Source organism: Deefgea tanakiae (assembly GCF_019665765.1).
GTDB lineage: Bacteria > Pseudomonadota > Gammaproteobacteria > Burkholderiales > Chitinibacteraceae > Deefgea > Deefgea tanakiae.
The window spans coordinates 1,052,211-1,064,768 of record NZ_CP081150.1; the positions used below are offsets into that span (position 1 = coordinate 1,052,211).

14 protein-coding genes are annotated in these 12,558 nt (G+C 45.7%); 8 read left to right on the forward strand and 6 right to left on the reverse strand.

The genetic code is table 11. The features are described 5' to 3' along the window. Window positions 1-122: 122 nt before the first annotated feature. The 4 genes from rbfA to pnp all read left to right on the forward strand — a co-directional run bounded on the left by rbfA (window position 123) and on the right by pnp (window position 4,131). A complete protein-coding gene (rbfA, locus tag K4H28_RS05010; protein WP_221007290.1) occupies window positions 123-506 on the forward strand; it encodes a 30S ribosome-binding factor RbfA in 384 nt (127 codons plus the stop codon). Continuing rightward, a complete protein-coding gene (gene truB, locus K4H28_RS05015) occupies window positions 493-1,404 on the forward strand; it encodes a tRNA pseudouridine(55) synthase TruB (RefSeq protein ID WP_221007291.1) in 912 nt (303 codons plus the stop codon). The genes rbfA and truB overlap by 14 nt, the downstream gene beginning before the upstream one ends. An 82-nt stretch (window positions 1,405-1,486) precedes the next feature. Then, window positions 1,487-1,756, forward strand: a complete 270-nt coding sequence (gene rpsO, locus K4H28_RS05020; protein ID WP_221007292.1) for a 30S ribosomal protein S15 — start codon at window positions 1,487-1,489, stop codon at window positions 1,754-1,756. A gap of 224 nt (window positions 1,757-1,980) precedes the next feature. Further along, window positions 1,981-4,131 carry a polyribonucleotide nucleotidyltransferase gene (gene pnp, locus K4H28_RS05025; protein ID WP_221007293.1) on the forward strand — a complete coding sequence of 717 codons (2,151 nt, stop codon included), beginning with the start codon at window positions 1,981-1,983 and terminating at the stop codon, window positions 4,129-4,131. 78 nt (window positions 4,132-4,209) lie between these two features. On the opposite strand, the gene K4H28_RS05030 is transcribed toward pnp, so the two are convergent. Beyond that, on the reverse strand, window positions 4,210-4,779 hold the full coding sequence (locus K4H28_RS05030; RefSeq protein WP_221007294.1) for a phasin family protein: 570 nt from the start codon (window positions 4,777-4,779) through the stop codon (window positions 4,210-4,212). A 201-nt stretch (window positions 4,780-4,980) separates the two neighbouring features. On the opposite strand from K4H28_RS05030, the gene phaR reads away from it, so the two are divergent. Then, a complete protein-coding gene (gene phaR / locus K4H28_RS05035) occupies window positions 4,981-5,673 on the forward strand; it encodes a polyhydroxyalkanoate synthesis repressor PhaR (RefSeq protein WP_221007295.1) in 693 nt (230 codons plus the stop codon). Window positions 5,674-5,771: 98 nt separating this feature from the next. Further along, the gene (gene tcdA / locus K4H28_RS05040) at window positions 5,772-6,554 is read left to right on the forward strand and encodes a tRNA cyclic N6-threonylcarbamoyladenosine(37) synthase TcdA (RefSeq protein ID WP_221007296.1); all 783 of its coding nucleotides are present in this window, start codon (window positions 5,772-5,774) and stop codon (window positions 6,552-6,554) included. Window positions 6,555-6,621: 67 nt separating this feature from the next. Here tcdA and rplI read toward each other — a convergent pair whose 3' ends face one another. From rplI to fdxA, 5 genes are all read right to left on the reverse strand, one after another. After that, a complete protein-coding gene (gene rplI, locus K4H28_RS05045) occupies window positions 6,622-7,074 on the reverse strand; it encodes a 50S ribosomal protein L9 (protein ID WP_221007297.1) in 453 nt (150 codons plus the stop codon). 20 nt (window positions 7,075-7,094) lie between these two features. Beyond that, a complete protein-coding gene (gene rpsR, locus K4H28_RS05050) occupies window positions 7,095-7,322 on the reverse strand; it encodes a 30S ribosomal protein S18 (protein ID WP_203569676.1) in 228 nt (75 codons plus the stop codon). A gap of 10 nt (window positions 7,323-7,332) precedes the next feature. Beyond that, window positions 7,333-7,638: a primosomal replication protein N gene (gene priB / locus K4H28_RS05055; protein WP_255573627.1), complete on the reverse strand. Its 306-nt coding sequence runs from the start codon at window positions 7,636-7,638 to the stop codon at window positions 7,333-7,335. 11 nt (window positions 7,639-7,649) lie between these two features. Beyond that, window positions 7,650-8,015, reverse strand: a complete 366-nt coding sequence (gene rpsF, locus K4H28_RS05060; protein WP_221007299.1) for a 30S ribosomal protein S6 — start codon at window positions 8,013-8,015, stop codon at window positions 7,650-7,652. A 120-nt stretch (window positions 8,016-8,135) separates the two neighbouring features. Continuing rightward, a complete protein-coding gene (gene fdxA / locus K4H28_RS05065; RefSeq protein ID WP_221007300.1) occupies window positions 8,136-8,459 on the reverse strand; it encodes a ferredoxin FdxA in 324 nt (107 codons plus the stop codon). 73 nt (window positions 8,460-8,532) lie between these two features. Here fdxA and gluQRS point away from each other — a divergent pair, with 73 nt between their 5' ends. Together gluQRS and K4H28_RS05075 are read left to right on the forward strand one after the other, a co-directional pair. Then, the gene (gluQRS, locus tag K4H28_RS05070; RefSeq protein ID WP_221007301.1) at window positions 8,533-9,495 is read left to right on the forward strand and encodes a tRNA glutamyl-Q(34) synthetase GluQRS; all 963 of its coding nucleotides are present in this window, start codon (window positions 8,533-8,535) and stop codon (window positions 9,493-9,495) included. Window positions 9,496-9,665: 170 nt separating this feature from the next. Beyond that, window positions 9,666-12,551, forward strand: coding sequence for a motility hub landmark protein FimV (locus tag K4H28_RS05075; RefSeq protein WP_221007302.1), 2,886 nt, complete (start codon window positions 9,666-9,668; stop codon window positions 12,549-12,551). Window positions 12,552-12,558 lie beyond the last annotated feature (7 nt).

The window sequence follows — 12,558 nt, forward strand, 5'->3', positions numbered from 1 at the left end:
GAGGTGTTCTCGCTCCGACACAATAGCGCAGGCCCTCGATGGTGCTTGCGCTTTTTGCTTTTTAATTCAGGTGTCGAATGGGTATTCACCTCACTCCTCGCACCACACTCCTCACAGAGATTATGGCTAATAAACAATTTACTCGCGCTGACCGTGTTGCTCAGCAAATTCAACGAGATTTGGCGACGGTGATTCGGGCTGAGCTTGATCATCCGCATGCATCACTGATTACTGTCACTGATGTTGAAGTATCGCGTGATTATTCACATGCGAAAGTTTTTTACACTTTTTTGGGTGATGCAAGTCATCGCCCTGAAATCGCTCACTTGCTTGAGCGTGCAAAGGGTTTCCTGCGTGCGCAAATTGCACGTGGTTTTTCTTTGTACAAAATGCCTGAGCTTCATTTTGAATACGACGAATCAATCGAATATGGTATGGATTTGACGCATAAAATTGAACAGGCCAACTCATTACCAAAAGCACCTGAAGAAGATGGCCAAGCGTAAAATCGATGGGGTTTTGTTGCTGGATAAGCCGTTTGGTTTTTCGAGTAATGGTGCGCTTTTAAAGTGCCGCTGGTTATTACAAGCGGAAAAGGGCGGTCATACCGGTGTGCTTGATCCATTTGCAACGGGGCTTTTGCCCTTGTGTTTTGGCGAGGCGACTAAATTTGCTCAGCGGATGTTGGATGCTGATAAAGGTTATCGCGCCACGATTACTTTTGGACAGGTTTCGACGACTTTGGATGGTGAGGGTGAAATTACCGTTAGTGGTGTTGCGCCTAGTGGCCTTGATCAAATATTGCCAGTATTGCAGCAGTTTGTTGGTCCAATCATCCAAACTCCCCCTATGTATTCGGCGCTAAAGGTTGATGGTAAACCGTTGTATGAATATGCCCGTGAGGGTGTTGTTTTAGAGCGGAAATCTCGGCCAGTCACAATCTATGAGATGACTGTGGTGTCTTATGAGGCACCGGTGCTAGTGGTTGATGTATTGTGCTCGAAAGGGACTTATATTCGTGTTCTGGCAGAAGATATTGGCAATGCATTGGGTTGCGGTGGCTATTTATCGGGCTTGCGCCGCACATTAACGGGTGGTTTTAAGTTAGAAGATGCAATCACTCTGGATGAATATATCGCGCTCGAAATGCCTGAACGAGAGGCTATGTTGTTGCCGGGTGAACAACTGATTGCTGAGTTACCGAGCTTTGAGCTTAATTTGGCGCAAACGGCGTTGATGCGAAATGGGATGCCGATTCTGGACGCAATTAATGCCCCGCTTGGGGAGTTAAGGCTTTACGGGAACTCGGAAAAGTTAGATAATCCTATGTTCATTGGTTTGGGTGAAGTGGGCGCTGATGGCGTGCTGCGACCCAAACGACTGCTTTCTACCCATGTGGCGTAGAAAGTTAATGGAGCTAGAGTGGGTTTTTCGCTCAATCTAGCTTGTCTAATCACCATTTGGGTGATTTTTTGGAGAAGTTTGAATGTCTGTTTCTGTTGCTCAAAAAGCTGAATTAGTAAAAAAATTCCAACACAAGGAAGGCGATACTGGTTCTTCTGAAGTACAAGTTGCTTTGTTGACTGCTCGCATCAATGATCTGACTGAACATTTTAAAGTAAACAAAAAAGACCACCACTCACGTCGTGGTTTGTTAGCAATGGTTTCTCGTCGTCGTCGTTTGTTGGATTACCTCAAACGCACGAACAACGAAAGCTACCGCAGCTTGATCGCTGCGTTGGGTCTACGTAAATAAGACCCACGGCAAAAAAGTCGCAGTCTATCGATTGCGGCTTTTTTTCTATATGGTCGCCTAATTTTAGTTTCAAACCTTTGCTCCGCCCAATAGCGATTCCGGCGGCAGGGTAAAGTTCGGATGTGCCGGAATCGGCGATGTGCAAGCAATAGCTTGGCGATCCCATCGCAGCGGAAGCAACTTATCGCCATGGTCGTTGGCAAACATTGTGAAAAGGACAACGAGTGTTCAATAAATTTACTAAAACTTTTGCTTATGGCAAAAATACTGTCACTTTGGAAACAGGTGAAATTGCGCGCCAAGCTACAGGCGCCGTAATGGTTGATATTGATGGCACCTCTGTTTTGGTGACTGTCGTTGCAGCACGCTCGGTTAAGCCGGGCCAAGATTTCTTCCCATTGACTGTGGATTACCAAGAGCGTACTTACGCTGCGGGTAAAATTCCTGGTGGTTTCTTCAAGCGCGAAGGCAAGCCATCTGAGAAAGAAGTACTAACAAGCCGTTTGATCGATCGTCCGATTCGTCCATTGTTCCCTGAAGGTTTCTTTAACGACATCCAAATTATCGCTACTGTGATGTCAATTAACCCTGAAGTTGATTCTGATATTGCTGCAATGATCGGCGCCTCTGCAGCGCTAACATTGTCAGGCGTGCCTTTTGACGGCCCTATCGGCGCAGCGCGCGTGGGTTACATCAATGGCGAATACGTATTGTGCCCAGCTATGTCAGAAATGAAAGACAGCCAGATGGATTTGGTTGTTGCTGGTACTAGCCAAGCGGTATTGATGGTTGAGTCTGAAGCGAACGAATTGTCAGAAAGTATCATGTTGGGCGCTGTGGTCTTCGGTCACGAGCAAATGCAAGTGGCTATCAACGCGATTAATGAATTGGCTGATGAAGTTAATCCAGAATTGTTTGACTGGACAGCGCCTGTTGCCAATGAAGCTTTGATTGCTCAAGTACGCGGCATCGCTGCTGAAGGCTTGGCACAAGGTTTCAAGCTGCGCCAAAAACAAGCTCGTACACAGAAAATCAATGAAACTTGGGCTTTGGTAAAAGATGCGCTGATTACTGAAGAAACAGGTACTTTGGCTGCTAATGAAATCAAAGGCATCTTCAAAGGTTTGGAAGGCGAAATTGTTCGTGGCCAAATCTTGGCTGGTGAACCACGTATTGACGGTCGTGATACACGCACTGTACGCCCGATTTCAATTCGCACTGGCGTATTGCCACGCGCGCACGGTTCGGTGTTGTTTACGCGTGGTGAAACACAGGCCATTGCTGCTGCTACATTAGGTACTAAGCTCGACGAACAAAAAATTGATGCATTGCACGGTGGCTACACTGATAGCTTCATGTTGCATTACAACTTCCCTCCGTATTCGACAGGTGAAACTGGCCGTGTAGGAGTGCCAAAACGTCGTGAAATCGGTCATGGTCGTCTAGCTAAGCGTGCTTTGATTGCAATGCTGCCAAACAAAGAAGACTTCGCTTACTCAATGCGCGTGGTTTCTGAAATTACTGAATCAAATGGCTCTTCTTCAATGGCGTCAGTTTGCGGTGGTTGCTTGGCGTTGATGGATGCTGGCGTGCCGATGAAAAATCACGTTGCGGGTATCGCAATGGGTTTGATTAAAGAAGGTAATGCGTTTGCTGTATTGTCTGATATCTTGGGTGACGAAGATCATCTTGGCGATATGGACTTTAAAGTTGCAGGTACTGAAAACGGTATCACTGCGCTGCAAATGGACATCAAGATCACTGGTATCACCAAAGAAATCATGCGTGTTGCGCTTGACCAAGCAAAAGAAGGTCGCGTTCACATCATCGGCATTATGAAAGGCGCTCTCGATGGTGCGCGTGAAGAAGTGAGCGAGCACGCTCCACGTCTTTATACGATGAAAATCAACCCAGAAAAAATCCGTGATGTGATTGGTAAAGGCGGTGCGGTAATTCGAGCGTTGACCGAAGAAACCGGCACACAAATCGATATTACAGAAGACGGCACCATTACGATTGCTTCTGTGTCGGCTGAAGGTGCTTCTGAAGCACGTCGCCGTATTGAAGAAATCACGGCTGAAGTTGAAATTGGTCGCATCTATGAAGGTCCAGTTGTTAAAATCTTGGACAAAAACGTGGGTGCAATCGTTTCAATCATGCCAGGTAAAGATGGCTTGGTGCACATTAGCCAAATCGCTAATGAGCGCATCAACAATGTTGGCGATTACTTAAAAGAGGGTGAAATCGTTCGCGTTAAAGTGATTGAGCAGGATGAGAAAGGTCGTATTCGCTTGTCAATCAAAGCGGTATTGAATGACGAAGCTGCTGCGAATGCACCTGCTGAAGCGGTAGTGGCTGAGGTGGTTGAGGAGTAAAACCGAGGGGCTTAGCCCCTTGGCAAATAAAAAACGGGCACTTTTAAGTGCCCGTTTGTTTGAGTGATTCAAATGAAATTATTGTGCTGTGCTGCTCGTGCCGTTTGTTTTCTTGGCTGCAGTTTTCACCGCATCGGCCGTAGCTGTGGATGCGGCTTTTACTGATGCATCAGCAAATTCGGCAACTTGTTTTGCAGCTTTGGTCATGCTGTCTACTGCGGCTGCAGTCGCTTGTACCGTTGATTTAACTGCTGCTACAGCTGCATCTGAGCCTGCTGGAGCAGATTTAACAAAGCGGTCTAAGCCAGAAACAACGTTTTTGTTAAAGTATACGCTGCGCTCATCAACGAGCTTGCTGAATTCTGTTTGTGCTTGAGAAGCGATTTCGTACAGGTTGCGGCTGTAAGCCATTGAGCTTTCGACGGCAGCTTCAGAAATTTTTTGTTGAGCTGCAAATACTGCTTGTGCGTCTTTGACGGTCACAAACTGTTTTGCGTTACGTGCTGAATCTTCGAAGGTGTTTTTTGCAGTTTCAACTTGCAATTTAACCATGCGCTCTGCAGCATCGATAGAAATGCGCGCAAAACGTAAAACAGTTTCAAGTTGTTCGGTGGCAAATTCGTTGATTTGTTGCTGTGCTGTTGTCATGCTAGTACTCCTGAAAGATGTTTGGGTGAACCAGACTCAATCTGGTTAAATGCTGCATTGCACAATACGGTGTCATTTTGGAAGAGCTTTTTGTTGTTGTCAATATAAATTTGTGCGGTGCATCATGTTGCATCGCGACTCACACAAGACTATCCTCAGTAGATGGTTTGAGTGATTCAATTAATTCGGGGGGTTGAAGCAATGAGTGTCGATAAAAGAGTCATCAAGAAATACCCCAACCGTCGTTTGTACGATACGCACACGAGTAGCTATATTACGCTGACGGATGTAAAGCAGTTGGTGCTTGATGGTATTGATATTTCAATCTTGGATGCCAAGACCAGCGAAGATTTGACGCGCAGTGTGTTGTTGCAAATTATTTTGGAAGAAGAGTCTGGTGGTATGCCGATGTTCTCTTATGATGTGCTGACACAGATTATTCGTTTTTATGGCCATGCTATGCAGGGCTTGATGGGGAATTATTTGGAAAAAAATATGCAGTTGTTTGCTGAAATGCAGGGTCGTTTACAGGATCAGGCTAAGTCAACCATCATCAGTGACAACCCTATTTTTGCAAACAATAACCTCTGGGGTGAATTCATGAAATTCCAGGGCCCTGCAATTCAAAACATGATGGGCAATTATCTAGAAAGTAGCACTAGTATGTTTGTTGATATGCAGCAGCAATTACAGGACAGAGCCAAAAACCTATTTACGGGTTTTGGTATGCCTGGTGGCCCGCAACGGACTGATACGGATGGTGTGCGTCCGACAGAGCCGCCGATGGCGGAAGCTTCTCATTCTTCGTCTTCCGTTGAGTCTAGTGAGCCAGCAGCTTCTCCAGTGGTCAAAAAGCCTGCCGTGCGTCGCAAGCCGGCACCAAAATCAGAATGAGCGTATTTGCCTGTAGCCATTGATTAGATTGGCTTTGGTATATATACGTATGGTTATGTTGCAGCCCCTTTGGGGCTGCATTATTTTGGAAGTGAAGAATGGATTTTTCTGATTCGTACCGACAGCGCTTTGCTGGTATTTCTAGGTTGTATGGTGCTCAGGGTTTAATCAAATTCAGTGCTGCACGAGTATGTGTCATTGGCGTTGGTGGTGTTGGGTCTTGGGCGGGTGAGGCTTTGGCTCGGTCTGGCATTGGCCATGTCACATTGATTGATCTGGATGATGTATGTATTTCGAACACAAATCGCCAATTGCCCGCTATGGATGGGCAGTTTGGGCGTATGAAGGTCGCAGTGCTGGCCGAGCGGATGTTGGCAATTAATCCAGAGTTACAGATTCGTCAGGTTGAAGATTTTATTGCGCCAGAGAATTTTGCTGAGTATTTGCTTGATCAATTTGATTTTGTTATTGATTGTATCGATAGTGTCAAAACCAAAGCCGCTTTAATTGCGTGGTGTCGCCGCAATAAAATGAAACTGATTACGGTGGGGGGCGCAGGGGGGCAGATCGATCCTACGCAGATTTTGGTTGATGATCTGAGTCGTACAATACAAGACCCATTGGCCTCAAAGGTGCGAAGTCTATTGCGGCGCGATTATCAATTTCCAAAGGCAGGGAAAAAATTTGGCATTGAATGTGTCTATTCGACGGAGCAATTGGTTTATCCGCAGGCGGATGGCTCTGTATGTGCACTAAAACCGCAGGCGGGCGAGGGTGTTCGGTTGGATTGTGAGGGTGGTTTTGGTGCTGCAATGACTGTGACGGCGACTTTTGGTTTGGTTGCGGTTTCTAGGGTGCTCAAATCGCTCGCAAGTCGTTAAAATGGTTTGAGGGTTAAAAAAAGCCACGATAAAAATCGTGGCTTTTTTTATTGAGTTGGGAGGCTAATTAAGCTGCTTCGCCAACAACTTGAAATTTAACAGTGCTAACAACGTCGTGGTGTAATGCCAATGCCACTTCGTATTCACCGATGGCCTTGAAAGGGCCTTCTGGCAAGCGAACTTCAAATTTCTTGATTTCAGTGCCTGCAGCAGTGATTGCATCTGCGATGTCTTGTGTGGTTACTGAGCCGAACAAACGACCATCCACACCTGCTTTTTGGCTGATAGTGAATTCTGCGCCTTCTAGCTTAGCGGCACGAGCTTGTGCTTGAGCAAGAATTTCAGCTTGCTTGGCTTCTAATTCAGCGCGACGTGCTTCGAATTCAGCTAAGTTTGCTTCGTTAGCGCGTTTAGCTTTGCCTTGTGGGATCAAGAAGTTACGAGCGTAACCATCTTTAACTTTAACCACATCGCCCAAAGTGCCCAAGTTTGCTACTTTTTCGAGTAGGATAATTTGCATGAAAAGTTCTCCCTTCTCGATTAGTGTTGGTCAGTGTATGGAAGCAAAGCCAAGAAGCGAGCTACTTTGATAGCGGTCGACAATTGGCGTTGGTATTTTGCTTTAGTACCTGTGATACGTGCAGGAATGATTTTGCCGTTTTCAGAGATAAAGTCTTTTAGCAAGGCAACGTCTTTGTAGTCAACGTGTGCGATACCTTCTGCAGAGAAGCGGCAGAATTTCTTCCGCTTAAAAAGATTGCGAGACATGAGTTAATCCTCAATTCAAAAGTTCAAATGCATCAATATGCAAAACCAGTATGTTTCGAGCACGTTGATTTTTAGCAGCTAAAAACCCTTTGCATTTAAGTTGGGTGTTTTGCGGGAGTCGTGAAATTGCTTGCGCGATGGTTCCCATAGCTAAAAAATTAATTTCAAATTCAACTTTTCGCGTACTGCCTAACTCTTCTTGTGATGAAAGATGGATGATTTGTCCTTCAATCATTTCAATGCCAGCAGGGGTGGTGCGCAAGGCTGAATTTGTTGCCAACGTACCTTCAATTAATACACGGTTTCGTAAGTTCAATTTTGGCCGAATTAAGCGGCGATACCTTCACCAGCAGCTTGTGGCAATGATTTAGATTTTTCTTCTTTCATCATTGGCGAGGCTTCTGTTGCGGCAGCATCAGTTTTTAGTGTCAAGTGACGTAAAACTGCATCATTGAATTTGAATGCATGCTCGATTTCATCCAAAGTAGCTTGGCTGCATTCGATGTTCATCATTACATAGTGAGCTTTGTGAATTTTTTGGATTGGGTACGCCAATTGACGACGGCCCCAGTCTTCTAAACGGTGAACTGCACCAGCGCCTGAAGTGATCAGGGTTTTGTAACGCTCGATCATTGCAGGAACTTGTTCGCTTTGATCAGGGTGTACGATAAATACGATTTCATAGTGTCGCATGAATTCTCCTTACGGGTTGAAGCCTACCGTTAGCGACCACGGTTAGGCAAGGCTGAGTAGAACCATAGAATATAACTGGTTTTAGTCAATTTAGCAATTAATTGCCGGTTCCGATTTATATTAGCGCTCAATCTCGTCCATTTTTCCCGAGACGGCCGCCCAAATTTCGTGGTCATTAAGAGGGTCTTTTTTTTCTACGATGGTTGGCCATGTTTTGGCTAAGTCTGCATTCAGGGCGATAAACGCAGTCATGGTTTCTGGAACGTCGTCTTCGGCATAGATCGCTTCAACTGGGCACTCTGCTACGCAAAGAGTGCAGTCGATGCATTCGTCGGGATCAATCACTAAAAAATTGGGGCCTTCGCGAAAGCAGTCTACTGGGCAAACATCTACACAGTCGGTGTATTTGCATTTCACACAGGCATCAGTCACAACGTAAGTCATTGCTTGTCCTTTTAAAATAGCTGCTGTAAAAATGGAATTATTTTAGCAGAGTGTAATGTTGATTAGGTGAGGTATGGCAAATATAAAGAACCATGTTTTATTAGAAAGTTCGCCTGCCTATGTGGGGCGTTTTGCACCAAGTCCGACTGGTTATTTGCATATGGGATCATTAATTGCAGCCGTAGCTAGCTATCTTGATGCACGCGCAAATCATGGTCGTTGGCTGCTGCGCATTGAAGATGTTGATGAAATCAGAACTCAAAATGACGCAAAGGATGAAATTGTAAGAGCATTAATTAGGTTTGGTTTTGAGTGGGATGATGAGTTGGTGACTCAAAGTGATCGCTATCATATGTATCAATCTGTGTTAAATGATTTAATTGAGGGTGGCAATGTATACCCCTGTAGCTGTTCGCGTAGAGAAATTGCATTGCATGCTCGTCGAGGTGTTGATGGCCCAATTTATCCTGGGACTTGCCGGCTCGGTATGAAAAACAAACTCTCTTCCCCTGCTTGGCGGCTAAAGGTACGGGGTGGATTGATTCGGTTCACTGACTTGATTCAGGGGCGGGTTGAGCAGGATTTGCAGGGCGAGGTGGGTGATTATGTTGTGTTGCGTGCTGACGGCTGCTGGGCTTATCAATTGGCCGTTGTGGTCGATGATGCTGCCTTTGGTGTAACTCACGTTGTTCGTGGCTCAGATTTGCTAGATTCGACATCAAGACAGATTGGTCTGCAGCAGATGTTAAATTATCCTTCGTTAACTTATGCGCATATTCCTGTCATTGCTAATATGCAGGGCGAAAAACTAAGCAAGCAAACCAAGGCTGAGCCATTACTTGCGGGGTTAGAGTCGCAGCAATTATTTTTTGCATTAGACTTTTTGGGGCAGAATCCACCCGCGGAATTGCTTGGGGCGTCTTTGGTTGTGTTGTGGTCTTGGGCGGTAGCGTCTTGGGATTTAGCGAAAGTGCCACAAAAACGTAGCGTCTCTGTTACGTTCAAGCATAAAAATGAATATAAAATTCTGCTTTAGTTTGAATTGTTAGTATTATCGGTTAATTATTGAATGTGAAATGCCACAAAGATGTTAACTCTTTCTTTGTTGGAAAGCTTTGAAATTGTTTCGGTAAAGAAATTAAATCGAATTTGATTCATGGTTCAGAATTTAGCGAAAATTGTGTGACCGCGATTGGGAGATTGCTTGTGCTTAAAACGCCACGACTAAAAACATGCGTATTGGCCGTAACGATGGCTGCTTTACCTTTGTTTGCTAATGCAGCTGGTTTGGGGCGACTCAATGTTTTGTCTGGGTTGGGTCAGCCATTTCGTGGTGAGATTGATTTGGTTTCCGTACAGCCAGGTGAGGCTGACTCATTGGTGGTCAGTTTAGCGCCGCCGGAAGCGTTTTCAACCGCGCAAATTACATATCCTTCTAGTTCACTTGGCTTGCGGTTCAATATTGAAAAGCGTGGTAACGGCCAATACTATGTGACGGTTAATTCTGCTCAAGCAATAACCGAGCCTTTTTTGGATCTATTGGTTGAATTGAATTGGGCGTCTGGACGAATTCAGCGTGAATACACTGCGTTGATCGACCCCGTGGGTTACGCGCCTTCTTTGGCCTCGGGCAGTTCAACCAAATTTTCTCCAAGTGTCCTGCCTGGTACAAGAACAACTGGCGCAATAAAATCAACTACGTCCAAGCCATACAAAGCGGTTAATCAGGATGTGCAAGCCAAAGAGCCCGTAGCAACTGAGTCACGTAAAGACAGCTCAGCACAGGAGTCTGCAATTGATTCTTATATGACTAAAGGCGGCGATACACTTTCTGCTGTGGCAAAAAGAATTAAGCCTGAAGGCGTTAGCCTGGACCAAGTTTTGGTTAGTCTGTATCGCAGCAATACCGATGCTTTTGATGGCAATATGAATCGCCTAAAGCGCGGAAAAATCTTGCGCGTTCAGTCTGCACTTGAAATGCAGCAAATTGGTGTAAAAGAAGCCAGTAAAGAAGTTCAAGTGCAATCGACAAACTGGAGTGAATATCGCAGTAAATTGGGTGAGGCTGCTGCAAAAGCGCCTGCACGCGATCTGACTGAGCAGGCTTCAGGTGGGAAAATTACAGCCAAAGTTGAAGATCAGGGCGCTTCTGCTGTTGATAAAAATAAAGATGTATTGAAATTATCTAAGGCTGCCGATGCAGCTAAGAAATCGGCTGATAATTCAAAAATGCTTGCTTTGGAGGAGGAGGTTGCTGCTCGGCAGAAGGCGCTAAACGAAGCCAATCAGCGTGTTGCTGAGTTGCAAAAAAATGTGGCTGATATGGAAAAACTGGCCGCTATGCGTTCTAAAGGTGCCGCTCCAGCGTCTGCTGTAGCAAGCCCAATCCCCGATGCGGTTAAGTCTTCTGCGCCTGAATCAATTGCATCTGATGTTGCTGTGGTTGCTTCTAATGTTGCTGCCGCCAGTGAGGTGGCTGCAAGCGCTGTAGTTGCAAGTGCACCTGTGGCGAAAGTAAAAAAACGAATTGAAGTGGTTGCTGATGTCCCTGAGGAGCCGGGTTTTGTAGAGAGTCTTTTTGAAAATCCATTGGCTTTGGGGGGCGGAGCATTGGCCATCTTATTGGGTGCAGGGGGGTTGTGGTATGCACGACGACGCCAACGCCCTGGGGTCTTTGAGGATAGCATCATTACTGGCGGTGATTTAAAAGCCAATACCGTTTTAGGTAGTACAGGTGGTGGTGTAATCAGCACGCAGTCTACTGAAAATTCATTCTTGACGGACTTTAGCCGCCAAGGGTTGGGCACCATCGATACGGATGAGGTGGATCCAATTGCGGAAGCTGAAGTGTATATGGCCTATGGTCGTGACGCTCAGGCGGAGGAAATTCTAAAAGACGCTCTGCAAAAAGATCCGTCCCGCCATGAAATTCGCATGAAGTTGCTCGATATTTATGCGGCTCGCAAAGATAAGGTGTCTTTTGAAGAGCATGCCTCTGCATTATTTGCGATTACAGGCGGAAAAGGTATTCACTGGGAAAATGCAGCCGAAAATGGCCGTGCAATTGACCCAGAAAATCCACTTTATCAAGCTTTAGATGCAAGTAGTGGCTTAGTTGATACGAGTGTGCTTGCGCCTGCTGCAGTAGGTGTTTCTGCTGCTGCTTCACTGATGACTGATGTGACCGAGCCTGATGTGTCGCAATCACTCGAGACTGATTTAGATTTTGAATTGGACCTAGACCCAACACAAAACAAAAATGACTTGTCTGAATTTGAGGCTGAGCCGCCTGAGGCATTAGAGTCTACTGATGAGTTTGACTTTGGGATTGGCGAGTTGCCATTGGATGATGGTAATGAATTAAGTTTTGATGTTCCGACGAACGATTTAACAGATGTGAATGAATCCAATCCAGAAGATAAGGCTCTTTCACTGCCCGAAGCTGAACTTAGCAATGAAATGATGGCGTTGGATTTACCTATTGATTTAGGCGTGCCTTCGGTCGATGCTGATGCTGAATTGGCAGGCTTAGATGCCTTGGCAGACTTTGATCTCGATGCGGCTCTGAGTCCAGTTCAGGATGGCACCGTTGAAATGCCTTCAACTGTAATGAATGAATTTGAGTCTATGGCGGACTCTTTGGATTTAGATATCTCATCTTCTGTTGAAGAACTTAAAGATGATTCTATTGAATCTTTCGCAGGATTGGAGCTGCCTAGCTTGAGTGATTCAGTACCAGAGTCTGAGGACGTAGCGGTGGGTGATGTGGCACTTGAATTGGGTGATATTGGTCTGGACTTTGATTTTGATTTGAGCGAGGGCGTGGCGCCTTTAGCTGCGCTAGATAGTGGTGTTGCATTTGGGGCAATGGATGCGCCTTTGGGGGATATTAGCTTGGGGCTGGATGCCGCAGCTACCGATAGTGAGCTTGATTTTGCGGCTGATGATCCCGTGCAAACAAAGATTGATTTGGCGCGTGCATATATTGATATGGGTGACGTTGAAGGTGCGAGGGAGATCTTGCAAGAGGCGCTTCAAGAAGGTAATCCTGATCAGCAGAGTACGGCAAAAACGCTATTGTCTGATTTGTAATTCTAGG

Excerpts from the sequence above, each read along its gene's own strand:
- K4H28_RS05030 (WP_221007294.1), bottom strand. The coding sequence starts at position 4,779 with ATGACAACAGCACAGCAACAAATCAACGAATTTGCCACCGAACAACTT.
- fdxA (WP_221007300.1), bottom strand. The coding sequence starts at position 8,459 with ATGACTTACGTTGTGACTGATGCCTGTGTGAAATGCAAATACACCGAC.
- rplI (WP_221007297.1), bottom strand. The coding sequence starts at position 7,074 with ATGCAAATTATCCTACTCGAAAAAGTAGCAAACTTGGGCACTTTGGGC.
- rpsF (WP_221007299.1), bottom strand. The coding sequence starts at position 8,015 with ATGCGACACTATGAAATCGTATTTATCGTACACCCTGATCAAAGCGAA.
- rbfA (WP_221007290.1), top strand. The coding sequence starts at position 123 with ATGGCTAATAAACAATTTACTCGCGCTGACCGTGTTGCTCAGCAAATT.
- gluQRS (WP_221007301.1), top strand. The coding sequence starts at position 8,533 with ATGGCAAATATAAAGAACCATGTTTTATTAGAAAGTTCGCCTGCCTAT.
- phaR (WP_221007295.1), top strand. The coding sequence starts at position 4,981 with ATGAGTGTCGATAAAAGAGTCATCAAGAAATACCCCAACCGTCGTTTG.
- tcdA (WP_221007296.1), top strand. The coding sequence starts at position 5,772 with ATGGATTTTTCTGATTCGTACCGACAGCGCTTTGCTGGTATTTCTAGG.
- truB (WP_221007291.1), top strand. The coding sequence starts at position 493 with ATGGCCAAGCGTAAAATCGATGGGGTTTTGTTGCTGGATAAGCCGTTT.
- rpsR (WP_203569676.1), bottom strand. The coding sequence starts at position 7,322 with ATGTCTCGCAATCTTTTTAAGCGGAAGAAATTCTGCCGCTTCTCTGCA.
- rpsO (WP_221007292.1), top strand. The coding sequence starts at position 1,487 with ATGTCTGTTTCTGTTGCTCAAAAAGCTGAATTAGTAAAAAAATTCCAA.